This is a genomic window from Kitasatospora sp. NPDC127035 (genome assembly GCF_042726075.1).
Taxonomy (GTDB): domain Bacteria; phylum Actinomycetota; class Actinomycetes; order Streptomycetales; family Streptomycetaceae; genus Kitasatospora.
The window spans coordinates 1-16,283 of record NZ_JBHXDN010000112.1 but is presented as its reverse complement, the minus strand read 5'-3'; the positions used below and the strand labels follow the sequence as shown (position 1 = coordinate 16,283).

General features: G+C 69.0%; 14 protein-coding genes and 2 pseudogenes. 5 read left to right on the top strand and 11 right to left on the bottom strand.

Features of this window, described 5'->3' with window-relative positions:
- Nucleotides 1–395 precede the first annotated feature (395 nt).
- On the bottom strand, nt 396–944 hold the full coding sequence (locus ACFWIC_RS39430) for a TetR/AcrR family transcriptional regulator (RefSeq protein WP_380521898.1): 549 nt from the start codon (nt 942–944) through the stop codon (nt 396–398).
- A gap of 97 nt (nt 945–1,041) precedes the next feature.
- On the opposite strand from ACFWIC_RS39430, the gene ACFWIC_RS39425 reads away from it, so the two are divergent.
- Nucleotides 1,042–1,968 carry a zinc-binding dehydrogenase gene (locus ACFWIC_RS39425; protein WP_380521896.1) on the top strand — a complete coding sequence of 309 codons (927 nt, stop codon included), beginning with the start codon at nt 1,042–1,044 and terminating at the stop codon, nt 1,966–1,968.
- Between the two features lie 201 nt (nt 1,969–2,169).
- On the opposite strand, the gene ACFWIC_RS39420 is transcribed toward ACFWIC_RS39425, so the two are convergent.
- Nucleotides 2,170–2,991 (bottom strand): hypothetical protein, encoded by an 822-nt coding sequence (locus tag ACFWIC_RS39420; RefSeq protein ID WP_380521895.1) that lies wholly within the window; start codon nt 2,989–2,991, stop codon nt 2,170–2,172.
- Nucleotides 2,992–3,150: 159 nt separating this feature from the next.
- On the opposite strand from ACFWIC_RS39420, the gene ACFWIC_RS39415 reads away from it, so the two are divergent.
- Nucleotides 3,151–3,372, top strand: coding sequence for a hypothetical protein (locus tag ACFWIC_RS39415; protein WP_380521893.1), 222 nt, complete (start codon nt 3,151–3,153; stop codon nt 3,370–3,372).
- Between the two features lie 864 nt (nt 3,373–4,236).
- Here the strand turns inward: ACFWIC_RS39415 and ACFWIC_RS39410 are convergent.
- The 7 genes and pseudogenes from ACFWIC_RS39410 to ACFWIC_RS39380 form a co-directional block, all read right to left on the bottom strand.
- The gene (locus ACFWIC_RS39410; protein WP_380521891.1) at nt 4,237–4,875 is read right to left on the bottom strand and encodes a hypothetical protein; all 639 of its coding nucleotides are present in this window, start codon (nt 4,873–4,875) and stop codon (nt 4,237–4,239) included.
- A 317-nt stretch (nt 4,876–5,192) separates the two neighbouring features.
- The gene (locus ACFWIC_RS39405; RefSeq protein WP_380521889.1) at nt 5,193–5,327 is read right to left on the bottom strand and encodes a hypothetical protein; all 135 of its coding nucleotides are present in this window, start codon (nt 5,325–5,327) and stop codon (nt 5,193–5,195) included.
- 174 nt (nt 5,328–5,501) lie between these two features.
- Entirely contained in the window at nt 5,502–5,957 is a 456-nt protein-coding gene (locus tag ACFWIC_RS39400) for a hypothetical protein (protein WP_380521887.1), read from the bottom strand.
- Nucleotides 5,958–5,967: 10 nt separating this feature from the next.
- Nucleotides 5,968–6,594 (bottom strand): polymorphic toxin-type HINT domain-containing protein, encoded by a 627-nt coding sequence (locus tag ACFWIC_RS39395; RefSeq protein WP_380521904.1) that lies wholly within the window; start codon nt 6,592–6,594, stop codon nt 5,968–5,970.
- Nucleotides 6,595–7,274: 680 nt separating this feature from the next.
- Nucleotides 7,275–7,937 (bottom strand): annotated as a pseudogene (locus ACFWIC_RS39390) (ALF repeat-containing protein); the annotation flags it as partial.
- 195 nt (nt 7,938–8,132) lie between these two features.
- Nucleotides 8,133–9,608 (bottom strand): trypsin-like serine protease, encoded by a 1,476-nt coding sequence (locus ACFWIC_RS39385; protein WP_380521902.1) that lies wholly within the window; start codon nt 9,606–9,608, stop codon nt 8,133–8,135.
- 219 nt (nt 9,609–9,827) lie between these two features.
- Nucleotides 9,828–10,079, bottom strand: a complete 252-nt coding sequence (locus tag ACFWIC_RS39380; RefSeq protein WP_380521885.1) for a hypothetical protein — start codon at nt 10,077–10,079, stop codon at nt 9,828–9,830.
- Nucleotides 10,080–11,054: 975 nt separating this feature from the next.
- Here ACFWIC_RS39380 and ACFWIC_RS39375 point away from each other — a divergent pair.
- The gene (locus ACFWIC_RS39375) at nt 11,055–12,326 is read left to right on the top strand and encodes a hypothetical protein (protein ID WP_380521883.1); all 1,272 of its coding nucleotides are present in this window, start codon (nt 11,055–11,057) and stop codon (nt 12,324–12,326) included.
- Nucleotides 12,327–12,396: 70 nt separating this feature from the next.
- On the opposite strand, the gene ACFWIC_RS39370 is transcribed toward ACFWIC_RS39375, so the two are convergent.
- Both ACFWIC_RS39370 and ACFWIC_RS39365 read right to left on the bottom strand, forming a co-directional pair.
- Nucleotides 12,397–12,786, bottom strand: a complete 390-nt coding sequence (locus tag ACFWIC_RS39370) for a ribosomal protein L7/L12 (protein WP_380521881.1) — start codon at nt 12,784–12,786, stop codon at nt 12,397–12,399.
- A gap of 313 nt (nt 12,787–13,099) precedes the next feature.
- The gene (locus tag ACFWIC_RS39365) at nt 13,100–13,669 is read right to left on the bottom strand and encodes an Imm21 family immunity protein (RefSeq protein WP_380521900.1); all 570 of its coding nucleotides are present in this window, start codon (nt 13,667–13,669) and stop codon (nt 13,100–13,102) included.
- A gap of 293 nt (nt 13,670–13,962) precedes the next feature.
- Here ACFWIC_RS39365 and ACFWIC_RS39360 point away from each other — a divergent pair.
- Nucleotides 13,963–15,491 (top strand): annotated as a pseudogene (locus ACFWIC_RS39360) (Mu transposase C-terminal domain-containing protein); the annotation flags it as partial.
- 176 nt (nt 15,492–15,667) lie between these two features.
- Nucleotides 15,668–16,210 (top strand): ATP-binding protein, encoded by a 543-nt coding sequence (locus ACFWIC_RS39355; RefSeq protein ID WP_380521879.1) that lies wholly within the window; start codon nt 15,668–15,670, stop codon nt 16,208–16,210.
- Nucleotides 16,211–16,283: the final 73 nt, after the last annotated feature.

Below are 16,283 nucleotides of genomic sequence, written 5' to 3'. Positions count from 1 at the left end.
CCGCTACGAACGCAAGGCCGACCACTTCGCCGCCTTCGCCAGCATCGCCGCGGCCCTCATCTGCACCCGACGGCTATCCAAATGAGATGTCTTCTTAGGTGCCATCGCTGCCGCGTCCGGCCCTCGTGTCATGCGGAAGGCGCTGGAGGCCATGGCTGCCTCCGAATTCGGCTGGCGGCGTTGCCTGCGGAGCAGCGGTGCAGCGTGGTGTGGGAGGTTGCGTTCATTAGGGACGGTGAGGTGATGGCGGTCACGGTCACGTGATCGGTCGCCAGGCCTCCGGGTCTGGGGGCCGGGCCTCGGTGGGCGCGGTCGGGAGTGCAGGGCCGGGTTCTTCGTACTGCCGTCCGCGTTCGTGTGTGCACCGGTTCCGGTCGGTGGGGGGCCGGGCCTGCTCACTGCCGGCGCAGACCGGCGAGCATCACGTCCTGGGTGGTGCGGCGCTGCCGGGGATCGGTGGCGGAGTCCGCCATGCGCATGAGCGCGGCGATGTCCCCGACCTCCACGTCTGCCCGGAGCAGGCCTGCCGCACGGGCCCGGTCGGCGGACGGGCCGATGAGGTGGGTCGTGGCGCGCAGGCCGCGGTCGGCGGCGGTGGGGCCGGTACGGCACAGGATGTCGAACAGGTGCAGCTCGGACTCGTCCAGGACGCATCCGTGGAGGAAGACGGTGCGGAACGCCTCCCACGGGTCCGCGACGGCGACGGCCCGTTCGGCGACCTGTCGCGAGCCTTCGGTCAAGTCGTCCAGGAGCTGTTCGACCAGGGCCTCCTTGGTCGCGAAGTGGCGGTAGAAGGTGCTGGGGCCGACGCCCGCGCGGCGGGCGACGGCATCGACGGACAGGCCGGGGCCCAGTTCGGTGAAGGCCACGCGGGCGGCGTCGATCAGGAGTTGGCGGTTGCGGAGCTGATCCTTGCGCGGTGCGCGCGGCGGGGGAGTGGGCACGGTGCTTCCCTTCCATGCGAAACGGTAGTGCCACTACCGTTTCTACTGCTAGGGTCAAAGTGAAAGCGATACTACCGTTTCAAGGAGTTGGCGACCCGTGCGCGCACTCGTTCCCACCGGCCGGCCCGGTCACCTCGTGGAGATCGGCGAGGTGGACCTTCCTCGTCCCGCGGCCGACGAGGCCCTGGTCCGGATCACCCGGTTCTCCCTCAACCGCCCCGATTTCCTCTACCTCAGCGCCCCGGGCACCGGCTACCGGCCCGGGATCGACGCGGTGGGCGTGGTCGAGCGGGCCGCCGCCGACGGCAGCGGCCCGGCGACCGGCAGCCGGGTGGCCCTGCACCTGCCCGGCGGCGGCGCGGCCGCCCAGTTCGCCGCCGTCCCCGCCCGGCGCCTGGTGTCCGTCCCCGACGCCGTCTCCTCCGACCTCGCGGCCGCCCTTCCTCTGGGCGGCCTGGTCGCCCGCCGCCTGCTCGCCGAGGCCGCACCGCTCGCGGGCCGCACCGTGCTGGCCACCGGCATGGGCGGCGGAGTCGGCCAGTTCGCCGTGCAGCTCGCTGTGGCCGAAGGCGCACGGATCACCGTTGTCGCCCCCGAGGACGAAGCCTGGCAGCACCTGCCCGCCCTCGGGGCCGAGGTCGTCCACGACATCGACAGCCTGGACAACGGGATGTTCGACGTCGTCCTCGAATCCGTCGGAGGGCGGCTCGGCTCCGCCGCACTGCGGAAGCTGGCACCCGGCGGCCTCTTCCTCTGGTTCGGTCAGGCGTCCTCCCAGCCCCTGACCCTCGACTTCTTCGCCCTGTTCGACGGAGGGCGGCAACTCACCCTCCACCACTTCGTCTATCTCGCTGCCGACGACCACCAGGACGCCCGGGACCTGGCCGCCCTGCTCGAACTCGCCGCCCAGGGCCGCCTGCGAGCGGAGATCGGCCACCTCGACCACTGGAGCCGCAGCGCGGAGCTCCTGGAGGAGATGGCCCACGGACGCCTACGCGGCAAGGCCGTGCTCACCCTGGGCTGAAGCCGCGGTCCGACCTGTCGGCGGGGCGGCAGGTCGGACCACCGCCTCGGCCGGCGGGAAAGTCGGACGGGGGTTCGATGAGGCCGAACGACACCACCTGGCGCTTGGAGCTGCTGTACTGGACAGCTTCTGATACAGCCTGGATGGTTTCATCTCGATTTGAAGGACATACTTTGCCGATTTTTGAGGAAACCTGCAGAATCATGGACGACGCTTCCTTATCCACCAGGTCGCCCGCGCTGCCATGGGCGAACTCAAAGCCAGCATGCACCCCGGCCCGACCAAGGCCCCGGAAGGCGGCACTCCCACCAGCTGAGCACCCAGTGCAAGGGCGCGCAGTCGGTACGTGATCCGTACCCACTGCGCGCCCGATGACTGTCGACGGTCCCAGCGCATCAGGTGCTCGTAACCTGGGACGAGGAACTGCCCGTACTCGAATTGCCGCCCGAGTTCCACGTACCGCTCATACTGCTTCCGGGTGATTTGCGGGCCGTAAGTGAGCGCGCGTAGGAGGAAGCGGAACGCCAGGTCGGGGCAGGCGTGGACGGCGGCGTGGCTGAGTGCGGGCACCACACCAGGGATGGACTTCCATGACGAGTCCTGTGCCAGCTCCAGGAGGCCTGGAGTGACGATCATGATCTCGTCCAGGACGGCCCCTGTCAGGTGCTGGTACGGGCTAACCGGTACCTCCTCTGGAGGAGTGAGGCCCTCCGCGCGGAGTCGCTCCCGGCACAGCCGGACGACTCCCAGGAGCCAGTCGTGGGGGTCGATCCCCGCGTTCCTGAGCTCCAGGCGGCGCTCGCTTCCCACCGCCCAGAGCGTTTCGAACACCCAGGCTGGCACAGCCGGAGCAGCGACCCGGAGAGTGTCGATGAGGAGTGCCTCGACCAGGTGCGGCGGCATGCCGTCGGTGTAGTACGTCAGTGCCTGCGTTTCGGTGGCCCAGTTGTCCCGCCAACTGTGGTGGAACACCTGCCCCAGGTGGGGCAGCCCGAACTCGTCCCCGCCGTATCTCTCAGTCATCACGCATCACTCTCCGGCCGGCGGGAAGATGGAACCGATGATCCACTTCTTGCCATTGTGCTGGGGCGCCCTCAACAGCCGGACCTTGACCTTGGTTCCGGAACCAGCGGCGTTGAGACTGCCGCCCGGAGGGTACACCTGGACCAGCGAGGTAAGGCGTTGGCCGTCCCTGATGACATCGACATCGACGATGACTTCCTTGAGGTCCGACGCGCCCGGCAGCTGTACAAGGCCCGGGACGCCGGAGCCGACCAGGCCGAGCAGGAACGGATCCTCGCCGAGGGCCTGCGCGAGCACTACTTCAAGGATGGCGGCCACCGCGCCCGCAACGTCGACGTCGAGCTCAACGAAATCTCCTGGATGCACCTGGGAGGGCTGTAGACACCCCGAACACCCCGCCACATCCCTCCGTGCCACCGAAAACGAAGTCCCGGCCGCCCCGCCCGAACGGGCCCGGAGGAGCGCGGCGCCCCAACATGGCGAGTGCTGTGCGACGTGGAGGGATTGCCAGGCCAACCCGACTCCCGCTCGGGTAAGGAGGAGTCCTCTGGGGCCGGGGTAAGCACCACCAGGACTACTTCCGCCCGGCCGCGTCGCGGCGGGCTCAGGCCGGGCGCTGGCCGAGCGATCGCCGGGACGGCGATCGGCTCTTCCTAGGACAGGGTTGCCTTGTTGAAACCGGGTTGGCAATCACTGTGGCCGCGCTCCCCCTGGGGAGCGCGGCCACAGTATAGCGGCTGATCTATTCGGGGGGGTGAGCCCGCCCACAAAACAAACCGGGGGTTCAATTCCAACCCCAATCAAACAGTCGGGTTCCCAACCTGCGGCGGTGAGTACCTCTACGAGGGCGACAGTCATTGCCTCGAGCGCAGCACTGCCAAGTGGGATTGCCCTTTGAAGGGCAAGCTGCGGGGAGTCGATGAAGAGTTCCTTGAGTTCCGCGCTTGGCTCCCAGGTGGCGAAGACTCCGCCGGAGCTGTCAGCACTTGTGTCGTAGTAGACGACGAATGTTGACGCCCCGGTCGTTGCTCCAGCCCAACTGTCGCCGCCTCGGATGACGGGCAGACCGACGAACCGGAGGTCCTTCTCGACCGCTACGGTTCGCTGGACGAGAGACTTCTCGCCGTCCTTGTCCACTCGCGCGGGAAATGTCATGGCTCTTCCTCTGCCCCTGACCAGGGGGATACGGGCTCGTAACTGGAATGCTATGGTGCGCCGACGGCGCACCATAGCCGGGTTGTGGTTTCAGGCCGTCAAATGGTCATAGCCGCTCACCAGGAGTTCGCCGTACTCAGACCGTTGTCCGAGGGCAACGTATCGGTCGTACTGCTCCCGGGAAACCCGGGGAACGAATTTTGAGAGTGCACGGAGCATCAGGCGGAACGCCAGGTCAGGACACACCCGCGTCGCGACGTCGTTGAGGGCTGGCACGATGCCGGGCACGTACAGGCTGGGCCACTTCAGCGCTCCCTCGGTAATTCCGACGGACACGGCGAGGATCTCGTCCAGGACGGCCCCGGTGAGAGCGGCGTAGGGGGTGAGCGGTGCGCCTTCCTCGGTGGCGCCCTCTTGGGTGCGGAGCCGGTCCTGGCTGAGCCGGATGATCCGGTGAAGCCAGTCACGGCCGTCGTGCCCTTCTCGGCGGAGGTCATGGAAGGGGTGGGTGGCCATCGACCAGATGGCCTCGATCTGCCATACGGGCAGGTCGGCGGCCACCAGCTGGAGGGTGTCCAACAGGATCGATTCGGCGACCCAAGGAGGGTTTTGGGCGATGTAGTCGGTCAAGACCTCGACGTCGCTGCCCTCGCTGCGCCAGTGCGCGTGAAACGCCTTTGCCAGGAGAGAGAAACCGAAGTCGCTCGCACCGTCGTGCCGTTCAGTCATTCGCCTTACCTGCGAGGAAGGGAACGAAGCCGATGCCCGGCAGCACGCTGACGGGGATGCGCCGGTTCGAAACCGGCTGCCAGGGAGCGGGTGGCGCAGTGACGGGGACGGACAGGAGCCGTTCGCGCAACCGTTGGTAGTAGTCAGAGGTCAACGTGCTGCCTCGCTCTTCGCCGGAACATTGACCGTATCCGACGATGGTGGGAATCGTGGATGATGCGTCGGCAGGCACGGTCTTCCCGATGGATCATGGAACGTAAGAATTCTATGATCTTGGGCGGCCGTACCTGTCCCGTTGGCGGCCCGGCCGTGAGCCGTCACACGGCCACGAACGGACCACTGCCGACTTTGTCGAGGCCCTGACGTGCGACCTGGTCGGTCACGCGGTGGAGATTCCCGCGCGCCTTGGCCAGTTCGGCGAGCGTGGCAGGCGACGAGATCCGAAAGTCCATCGTCATATGAACCGCTAGCTCGCGAACCCGCCATCCCGTGCACAGACTCGCATCTGACGTACTCTAGACGTGCCGGAGGTCGCACCCTCGAACTCGGGTGCGACCTCCGTTGCTGTGAAGGTTCAGCCAGAAATCCTCTGCTCGCGCTGATCCACTGGCAGGTGTAGGGGCTAGTCAGAGCCTGAGTTCGGCAAGCACCGGATTGGCCGCCAGCTGCGGGTGTTCCCGACCGAGGTCGGTCAACACGGCGTCACGGAAGGTCACCCACGCGTCCCTGAGGTCGGTGAATTCGCAGATTGCCGTCACCGTCGAATAGGTGGACGAGATTCGGATCTTCCCCGTCTCGGGTGTGAAATTGATCAACTCGGCGTTCTCGTTGGAGCCAATCGTCGAGGCCTCGTCACGTTCGAGATAGTGCAGCACCCCGTGCATCGACCACAGGAAGTCGAACACCGGCGTCCATGACCAGGGGGGAGCCAGTTCGACCCCGTCCACTGTGAACGACAGGTCGGACATGAAGTAGTACCAGCGTAGGTCACTTCGGCTCACCTGAGCGAGGTTTACTTCCGCCTGGTGTTCACGGCCCCGGTCCACGTATGGGCCGGTCCGGAGGTACTCGATATTGATCATCTGCTCTCTCCTACGGCCGATCGACTGGGAACGCGTTCCGGATCGCCAGGGTGTCTGGGTTGACATATGCCCGGATCGTGTAGAGGTCCTTGACCTTGTTCGGGTCGGCGTTCCGTGTCTTACCGATCACCATGGGCTTGCCCTCCCCGTTGAGGAACGTGTGCTCCCAGGCTTCACCATCCCGGTTCGGGGTGTCGAAGACTTGCTTTCCTTTCGACAGGACGGTACGGATGAACGCTGCCCGGCTGTTCTTGTCTGTGCCGGCCAGGTACTCGGTCTTGAGGACGTCGGGGTTTGTCCCCTCTGGGGTGTGGCCCTCCCAGATGTGCTTGTCGTCGATGACGAGTTTGGCCAGGTCCAGTCCGCAGTTCGGGTCCTCGTCGTTGTGGACCAGTATCGCCGTGAGACCGGCGAACACATAGTAGGTGTGGATGGTGCTGACGGTGAGGTTGTACGCGGGCTGGAGCGAGGTCCAGTTCCGGACCGCAGTGATTCGGACGGCCTGTCCATCGGTTGTACGAACGGTATCGCCGACCGCCAAGTCGGTGGCGTCCCGCCAGGAATGTGCGCTCTCCGACCAGTACCGATGGTGCGCGGTGGAAGTGACAGTACCAGCGGTGCTGACTTGCGCCGAGATCGTGAGCTCTGTGAATTCACGATGCTGGCTTCTGCGGCGGCGCTGTTGGCCCGGGCGGCTGCCTTCCTGGCCCGGTCCGCGGCCTCCCCGGACACGCCCGAGGAGGTGGCCGCGTTGGCGGAGGCCTGTGCGGCGGCGGCGGCGTTGGTGCCCGCGGATTCGGCGGACAGTGCTGCTGACTTGGCTTGGGTCACGGCCCGTTCGGCCCAGCCGCTGGCCTCGCCTGCGGTGCGGGCGTCGGCTGCGGCGGTGCGGGCGGCGGCTGCGGCCGCGCGGGACTGGTCGGCCTTGCCCGCGTCGCCGCCTGCCTCGGCCGCCGCCGACAGAGCCCGGGTGGCGGCCTTGCCCGCCTTCATGGCGGCCGCGGCCTGCCGTGCGGCCTCGTTCGCTGCCTTCGCCGCGGCCGTTGCCGTCTGGACGGAGCTGGCCGCCCGGATGGCGGCGTCCGCCGCCCGGTCGGCCGCGTTGGAGGCCTTCGCGGCGTCGGACTGGGAGGCCCGGGTCTCGTTCGCGGCGCGCTCCGCCGCCTCCTTGGCCAGCGCGGTTGCCTGGAGTGCCTTCGCGGACGCGTCCTTGGCGATGCGGGCCTGCTCGCCGGCCTGGGTGGCGGCGTTTCTTGTCAGGTCCGTGAGCTGCGCGATGGTCAGGGTTTCCTGGTCGTGGGCCGCGGCGGTCTGGTAGCCGTAGCGCAGGAAGTCCTGGACGTCCTCGGCGCCGCCGCCCATCGCGGCGTTGGCGGCCTGCTGCACCTGCGGGCCGCCTACGTGCATCAGCTGGGACAGCTTGACCCGGTCGTCGTGCTCCCTGACGTTGAACTGACCGACGTTCAGGAACTGGTTGACGTCCTCCAGCGTGCCGGACATCGCCTTGTTCGCGGCGTCCTGCACCGCTGGGCTGCCGGTCGACATGATCTGTGACAGCAGCACCCGCTGGTCGTGCTCGTACGGGTTCTGGATCCCCTTTTCGAGGAAGGTCTGCAGACCGGCCGCGTTGCCCGCGAGTGCGGTGGTGGCGGCTTCGCGGACCCCCGGGCCGGAGATCGCGATCAGTTCCTCGGTGCGCGCCCGCAGGTCGTATTCCGCGGCGACGGCCCTGCCGGTCGTGACGAACGCCGTGACGTCGGCGTCGGAACCCGCCAGCGCGGTCTCGGCGGCCCGGCGTACGTTTGGTCCGCCGTCCTGCCACGCCGCCACCGTTTTCACCCGGTCCGCGACCGGGCCCGTCGCTGGCGGGGCGTCGACCGCCGCGGCCGGAATCGTCAGCAGCCCCACCAACAGGCTGCCGGCCACGAGTCCGGAGGCGAATCTGCGCCGTCCGGCCCGTGGTATCGAAGAGATGTCCATCGAAACGTGAAGTTCCTTCCTGTTCGGGCACCGGGGGGGGCAGCGGTCAGCACAGCGCGAGCGGCGCCCACACCCGGTACCAGGGGCGCGTGCTCAGCGCGCGCGGCCCGTGGCGTACGGCAGATGTCGACCGCCGGCGGGCGGGGGTGATGGCCGGCTCCGGACATCACCCCCGCCCGGCGCGGGGTCGGATGCTCAGCCGGTGCTGGCCGCCGTGATGGCCTTGACGCCGGTGGCGTCGCCGGGAATCTCCTTCCAGGCGGTCCAGAGACCGGTGTTGTAGTTGGCGTCGCGGGTGTAGACTTTCTTGTCCTCGTTGACGGCGTAGACGTGTACGACGTTGTCGGAGGTGGTGCTGGTGAGGACCGTGAGGTGGTTGTCGCCCATGGGTGTCCACTGCTGGTCCCACAGGCCGGTGTCGAAGTTGCCGCTGGTGCTGTAGAAGGTGTCGGCGCCGGCGATCGACAGGTCGACGGTGGTGCCGTGGACGGCGGCGGAGATGGACGTCACGCCCGGCCGGCTGCCGGGAAGTTCGATCCAGTCGGTGCCCCAGCTGCCGGTGCTGTAGTTCCCGGTGCGGGTGTAGACCTTGCCGTCCTCGTTGATGGCGAAGACGTGGGTGGCGTTGTTGAAGTAGGCGCTGGTGACGGCCGTGAGCCGGTTGTCGCCGATCTTGCCCCAGGTGGGTCGCCAGGTGCCGGTGTTGTAGTCGGCCGTGGTGCCGTAGAGGGATCCGTCGCTGCCGATGATCTCCACGTCGACCAGGCCCGTGTTGCCCCGTACGGCGGCGGTGATCTTCTGGGCGCCGTCCGCGGCGACCGCGCTTCCCGGTACCTCGTTCCAGGCGCCCCAGCGGCCGCCGATCTTGCCGTCGCGGCTGTAGACGCGGTAGTCGGTCAGGACGGCGTACACGTGGACGGTATCGCCGGTGGCGACGCTGTCGACCGCGAGCAGGCGGCTGTCGCCGGTCGGGGTCCACCCGCGCGTCCACAGTCCGGTGGTGTAGTCGGCGACCGAGTCGTACAGCTTGTCGTCGGAGCCGATGATCTGCACATGGGTACCCGCGTACACGTCCGACGTGCGGTACCTCAGATCCTTCACCCAGCCGGCGAGGTCGTCGACGCGGGTGCTGGTGGCGCCTGTGCGGGTCTCGGTGTCGCCGAAGCAGCCGCCCTGCCAGGACCGGGAGGCGACACCGGCGATCTGGACAGCGCCGTTACCGGTGCGCAGCAGCGGGGATCCGGCATCGCCCGCGCAGATCGCGGAAGAGCCTGGCGCGGGGGTGCTGTCGATACCGGTGGCGGTGATGGCGCCGGTGGTGTGGGTGGCGGTGTGGGAGGTGTAGGGCCGCCACTGGGTGGCGGTGCGGCCGAAGCCGGGCACGCTCACGTTCTCGCCCGTGGCGGGAGGGGTGGCGGCCAGAGCGGCCGGGGTGACGCTGTCGACCGGGACGGCGAGGCGGGCCATGACGAGGTCGCGGTCGGTGCGCGGCACGAGTTCGGCGATGTCGACGGTCCTGCCGCCGATCGTCACGGTGCTCCTGCTCGCCGGCGCGCCGGCGGGGAGGGTGGCGGGGTTGTCGGTGAAGCAACCGGCCGAGGTGAGGGCCCGGTGGCGGTCGACCAGGGTCGCGGTGCAGTCCCGCCCGCCCGCGCGGCCGGGCTGACCGATGACGACGCTGCCGACCGCGGGGTAGTCGCTGGTGATGGCCGGTGCGGCCGGTCCGTCGGCGGCGGACAGTTCCAGCAGGGTGATCCCCCCGACGGCGCTGCCCTCGCCTACGGGCGTGTGGTAGTTCTTGCGGAGATCGAGGCTGCTGACCGAGCCGTCCGTGGTCAGCGTCGCTTTGACCGTGTGGTCGTCGCCCTTGAGGCTGTAGACCTTCGGAAGCTACACCGCCAGGTAGCCGCCGGGCCCCGTGACCCGGAAACAGATCTTGGTAGGACCGAGGTCCAGAGTCCGGCTGTACACCTCGAGCATGTTGTCTGTCGACGTGCAGTCGGCCAGCTGGATGTTTCCGTCCCCCGACTTCAGGATGGCGTGCTGCTGCGCGAGGATCTGCGCGGCCCCCGGATAGGAGAAATTCTCCACAGCCAGCGGCGGCGTGGCCTCAGTGGCCGAGGCCGGCATCGAACCCGCCATCACAGGTATTGCCAGAAAAGCAGCAAGTGGCCATACCACTCTGCGAGCCATACGCACAAGCACTCCCAAGTAAACTTGCATGCCAGGGGGTCCCATGCCGCCCATCGCATGCGAATAGAAAGGCGGACGGTATCGGCCCGCAATATGGAGCGTCAAAGCCCTTCCGGCGTGCGATATCAAGGCCCCTGGCGGCAGGCGCGCGACCTTCGGCGACAGGCGTGGCCAACAGCCCCTGGCAACAGAGAGATGTATCGGACATTCCTTCAGAAACAAGGAAGAATTGTGACCACGTGAGCGCTGCTCACCTGCCTGCGGCTCGCTCTCGACCCGGGAGCCTCCGCTCCTCTTCGGCCGATCCCACCAGGGCGTTTCTGACCAATAATCAGCTGGCCGGAGTGTGATGGCCGGTTCAACCACCTCGCCGTTCCGACACTGCCAGATGCCCAGCGAGGTCGCCCGAAGTCTCTACGCCGCGCGACGCCGGAAAGAGCCAAGCCGAGCAGGAGAAGATCCTCGCCGAAGCCCTCGGCGAGCACGCTACTTGCGAATCTGCAGTTTCTTGTCACTGGGGGATCGGTGGGTGTCACTGACTCCTCATGGCGGTGGCGTATGAGGGTGGGGGAGTGGTGGGTGTTACCGGGTTGCGGATGTGTGGTGACAGCAGGAGACGCCGTCCGGTGACATCTTGACGCAGATCCCTATGCCAGCCGCAGGCTTGGCTGGGGGACGGGGTCCTGGATACGCGGTTGTCAGGGCTGGCGGTCATACTCCCGGCATGATCAGCGATGATGCAGCCCGCCGTCTGGAGAGCCTGCCTCCTACCGCCCGGGAGGTGCTGACCGGTACCGATTGGAGTGCGCTCCGCCATGCCTGTACCGGCATGCACGGTGTGCCGGATCGCCGGAGATCCTGCTCGGTCTGCTCGACGACGCCCTCGAGCGACGTGTCCGGGCCGTTCGGGATCTTTACGGTCTGGTGCTGCATCAGGAGACCATCTACGGCGCCACCGCGCCCGCCGCCCAGTACGTCGCCGCGATCCTTGGCGATCCGCGCGCCCGTGCCGAGGCGGACTGGGAGCATAGGGCGGGGCGCAGGTCGCTGCGCGCGGAACTTCTGGACTGGCTGTGCTGGTTCGCCGACACCGCGTCCTACCCGCCCGAGGACGGCCCTGGTGTGGCTGGGGACATCGTGGCGAGCCAGGCCGTGCGGCCCGCGGTCTACGCCGACGTTGCCGCGTTCTTCGACGACCCGGACGTGCGTGTGCGGGAGGCCGCCCTTGCGGCCGCCGGCCTTTTGTTGGCCGCGCCGTCGCTCGCGCACCGTATCCCGCAGATCGCACCGGCCGTGCGCCGGGTCCTGGCGGCCAGCGCCGACTCCCGCCACCGGTGGATCGCCCGGCACTGCCTGCAGGCATGGGGTGAAGACATCGGCGAACTGCTCGCCGAGGAGGAGGAGCGTCGCCGCGCCGAACGGGAGGCAGCAGCCGTGCTGGAGGACCCCTGGGCGGACCCGCAGGCCTCGGCGGACGCCCGCCGGTGGCTGGCCGAGCGCCCCGAGGACACCGCGGACCGGGCCTGGTCCGTACGCCGACGGGCCGACGGGCCGACGGGCCGACGGGCCGACGGACTAGAATCCGCCCATGGTCCCGGGCCCGCCGGCCTGCAGGATCCGCAGCAGCCAAAGGCGGAGCAGCCCGCCTCGGGCGCGCGGCAGAAGCCGTCGGCGAATGCCCGGGCCGTTGCGAAGGACGAGGACCGCGCCCGATGGGTGTTCACCCCATTCGTCGGCCTCGGGCCGGTGCACTTCGGCATGAGCCCGCAGGAGGTGGCGGCGGCTCTCGGCGTTGGGGCGACGACCAGCCGGTGGCAGCATCCGCTCCATGGCGAGCCCCGCCACGAGGAGGATCACTTCCCCACCTTGGGCGTCTCGGCGTACTACGCGGGCAGCAGACCGCGACTGGCCTGCGTTGCCGTCGATGCACGCACCGGTCCCCAGGTCACGCTGGAGGGCACCTTGCTGGTCGGGCAAGTCCCCTCCGAGTTGGAGCAGTGGCTCCTCGACCGCGGCGCACGGGAGGGCGGCGTGCTCTACACGCATGCGGCCGATCCGGGCTCGCAGAAGCTGGGGCTCGTGCTGCGCGCGCAGCGGGCCGGGGACGCCGTCCTGACCCGGCCCTTGTTCATGCGGCACGACTGGGTGGTCGCCACCTGGGATCATGTTCCGGGGACGGAGTGGTCCACGTTCTGAGGCTCCTGACTCGGACCGGTTGCCTTCGGTCCACCGGGCAGGGCAGGGCTAGCGGTCGTCGATACGGGGTTCAGGGGCTGCGGTGGGTGGTGTGCCCGGGCAGGGGACCGTGCGCGGCGCAGAACTCGCAATCACAGCTGGTCATGGAGCTGGCCTGGCAGTGGGCGGTGGGCCAGTACGGCGATGCGCATGGGCCGGGGGCGACCGGCGTGTCGCCGGACAGGGTGCGGCGGCACCAGCCGCACCGGATGGCGGCCGGTACGCCGGCCTGGCGCAGGTGCTGCGCCGTGCGGGCGGCGATGTCGAACGGGATGTCCGACCTGACGGTGGCGGGCGCGCTGTCCAACAGCTGCCGGCTGCGCCACAGGCTCAGCCCGGTGACCGTGCGGACCGCTTTGAGGGCCGTCGGGTCGTGAGGGGAGTCGCCGGTCAGCAGGACTGTGAAATCCGGGTCCTCCACGGGTCCCCCTCGTCGGTCGGTGTCGTGCCCAGCACCAGTCAATCGCCCTTGCAGGCCGTCAGGCCATGGGTTTTCGTTCGTCAGGCTCCGCCGGTGTGGCCCTCCCCGCCGGGCACCGTACGTGGGCGAGTGTCTCCAACGTCAGGTCTGTTGCGGGCCAGGACCGAGGAGGGGGGGAGGTGTTGGGGGAGGTCGGGGTGGTCGTGCCAGGGGCAAGGGCACACAGGGCGGTGGCATCAAGGGACTTCTACCGGTGACAGATTGGTGCAGATCCCTCAGCGGTGGGCGACCTGATTGCGGGTGGTGGGCTCGTCTACTCCGGTAGCAGGCGTTCCAACATCCACTGGGTCTCGGGGTCGGGGTCGATGATCAGGGACTGGACGCGGTAGCGGCCGGAGGGGAGTTCGACCCGGATGAGTTCCGGGATCTCGGTCGGGCTGCCAGTGTGATCGGCGATCCGCGTGCCGCTGTAGGCGGCGTCGGTCAGTACGTACCGGCCGCCGAGTTCGATATCGAGCACGTCCTCCCAGTCGTCGGAGTCCAGGGCGGCTTCGAGAGCGGACAGCAGGGTGGAGTCGTCCTCGGCGTAGTACCAGCGCGCGAACACGCGGGCCTCGGGGATCCAGGTGATGGGCAGCGGCTCACCGCCGAGCGTGAGGACGTCTCGGCTCGTCCGTCGGATGGTCGCCACGTACTCGCCGATGACGTCGTCGGCCTCCGTATACCGGTCCAGGCGGGCAGGACCTCGTCCGGGATGAGGGCGTACCGTGCGAAGTCGGTGCTGTCGAGCCAGACCAGTGCGCTGCTCGGTGGACTCGGGTGCTGATGTTGCTGAATGCGTTGCGCCCGGCGGGAAGACATCTTCATCCGCCGATGATCGCACCCGCTGCGGGGTCGCTCCGTAAGCGTCGGCCGCGCGTATCTGGCCAGCCCACCGCGCCTGCTCCTCTACCGTCGCCGCACCGTGCGTGTACCGCACACCCCGCCCCGGTGTCAGTGGAATGCCGATTGCGGTGTCACCTGGGTGCAGAGTCCGGCTTCCTGGACCCAGGAGATCCGTGCCGCCATGGCTGGTTGCCCGGCGTACCCGGGGGAGTGGAGGTGGTGCTCGTGCCGGAGAACGGCCGGGCCGGCGTGGGGCCGGTGGTTCCGGTGGCGCTGGCGCGGCAGCAGGCGATGGACCGGCTGCTGGCCCTGGAGGCGCGCGGTGAGCTGACTACCGCTCATGTGCGGCTGGTCGCGGACTCGGCGGGGGTGTCGCTGCGCACAGTGTGGCGCGGTGGCTGGCCGCCGCGCGTACCGAGGGAAGGACCGGCGCGAGGAGGCGGGAGCGGTTCACGGTCACCCCGCAACTGCACGCCCGGCTCGTTCTGTGGTGCGGTAGCCCGGCCGCCGTGCACCGCGAGCTCCTCGCCGAGGCCCACGCCGTGGCCGAAGCCGACGACACCGATGACGCGGGCGCACCCTCTCGGGTGGCGGTGCCGTCGCTGGCGACGCTGCACCGGGCGATCCGCCGAGACCTGAACCCCGGCCAGCGCGCGGCCCTGGCAGGCGGGGAGCGGGCCCGGCGCGGCCACGACGTCCACCTGCGCCGACCCCGCCAATGGCGCAACGCCTGCTGGGAAGGCGACCACAAGCACGTCCCCGTCGAGGTCGACCTGAACGGCGAGCTCGTGTGCCCGTGGGTGACCTGGTTCATCGACTACGCCCACGACGCCGTCACCGGCGTCGCGATCACTCCGCACACCCCGTCCCGGGACGCGATCCTGGCGGCGCTGTGTACCGCGATCTCCCGAGACGAGGCAGACGGCCCCTACGGGCCGATCGGCGGCCTGCCCGCTCTGGTGAGGATCGACCGCGGCAAGGATTTCCTCTCCCGCACCGTCACCTCCGCGCTCGGCGCGTTCGCCGTCCCCGTGCACGACCTGCCCGCCTACAGCCCGCACCTGAAGGGCACGGTGGAGAACCTCAACCGGTGCGCGGAACGGATGCTGTTCGCCTCGCTGCCCCGCTACACCCACGCCCCCACCACCTCCGTCCGACGCCGCGACCGGGCCAAGGACGACACGGCGCCTCTGACGTTCACCGCGTTCGTCCAACTGTTGCTGGACTGGGTGCACTGGTGGAACACCGAGCACACCTTGCCAGCCCTGGCCGGCCGAACCCCTCTGCAGGCGTGGCTGGAAGACCCCACACCGATCGAGGACCCGAAACCGGGGCAGCTGTGGGCATTCAGCATGGAGGACGACGGCAGCACTCGCACGCTCACCGGCAGCGGCGTGCACTGGCGGGGCCGGTACTACGTCGGCGACTGGATGCAAGGCCTGGCCGACGACGGGATCAAGGTCCGGGTTCGGTATCTCCCCCACCACGCCCACGAGATCGAGGTCGTCGACGCCGTCACCGGCACCCACCTCGGCGCCGCCCACCTGTCCGACCGCGCCACCACCGAGCAACGCGCTGCCGTGCGCCGGACCAGATCGGCCGAGCAGCGCCGACTGAAGAAGGCGCTGGCCGCCGCCGAACGACTGCGCACCGAGCGGTTCGCGGCCGTCACCACCGCTCGAACCCCCCAATCGCTCCAGGCACTGACCGCGGCGGAAGCAGAAGAGGAACTCGCCGCCGCCGACGGCCGGGACCTCCGGGCCCTGGCCCTGCCCGGATTGATCCCCCACGCCCCGCTCCCGGACGGCTGGGTCCTGCCCCAACCCGTTGCCGCGTCCCGCCGCAAGCGACCCGGCCAGCACCCCCCCCACCGACCGCCGACACCGACCCGCCACAGTGACCGGGCCCGAATGCCCGGACTTGATACGGCGAGTACCCGAGCTCACCCCCACGACCGCCTCCACACGCGACAGCTCCGTGCCCAGGTAGGAGAACCATGACCACCGCGCCCGCCGTCCGCCCCGGCATGCTGCCGCCCGAGCGCGCCGATCACTACCTCAACCTGACCGACGCCCGCGTCGTGGCGACCGAAGCGCTGCGCACCACCCAGGACAACATCGCCGCCACCCTGCAGGCCCGCGCGATGATGGTCCTGTCCGGAGCCGCCGGCAACGGCAAGTCGTTCTCCGTCAACGCCGCGCTGCGCCACCTCGCACCCCGCAACACCTACCGCGTCGCGTTCCGGGCCCGCCCCACCCCACGCGACATCCGACACGAACTCTTCCGCGCCCTCGCCCTGCCCGGGGAACCGCCGCTGCGGCCGATCGAGTTCGACACCGTCCTCAAGGACGCCCTCGCCCGCTCATTCCACGTCCTGGTCTGCGACGAGGCCCAGTGGCTGTCCCGCGAGTGCTTCGAGTACTGGCGCTACCTGTGGGACGACCCGGCCACCGACATCGCCGTCATCTTCGCTGGCGGCGACGGCTGTGCTAAGAAGACATCTCATTTGGGTGGGTCGAGTAGACTCCGAGTGTGCTGATCGTTGAGCGGCTGGTGCCGGATGAGCTGTGGGAGTTGTTCCAGTTGGTCGTGCCGGACGCTCCGGTGCGCCC

Coding starts and splice junctions, on each gene's coding strand:
- ACFWIC_RS39380 (WP_380521885.1), bottom strand. CDS start 10,079: ATGGCGGGTTCGATGCCGGCCTCGGCCACTGAGGCCACGCCGCCGCTG.
- ACFWIC_RS39420 (WP_380521895.1), bottom strand. CDS start 2,991: ATGACTGAGAGATACGGCGGGGACGAGTTCGGGCTGCCCCACCTGGGG.
- ACFWIC_RS39410 (WP_380521891.1), bottom strand. CDS start 4,875: ATGACTGAACGGCACGACGGTGCGAGCGACTTCGGTTTCTCTCTCCTG.
- ACFWIC_RS39405 (WP_380521889.1), bottom strand. CDS start 5,327: ATGGACTTTCGGATCTCGTCGCCTGCCACGCTCGCCGAACTGGCCAAG.
- ACFWIC_RS39355 (WP_380521879.1), top strand. CDS start 15,668: ATGACCACCGCGCCCGCCGTCCGCCCCGGCATGCTGCCGCCCGAGCGC.
- ACFWIC_RS39400 (WP_380521887.1), bottom strand. CDS start 5,957: ATGATCAATATCGAGTACCTCCGGACCGGCCCATACGTGGACCGGGGC.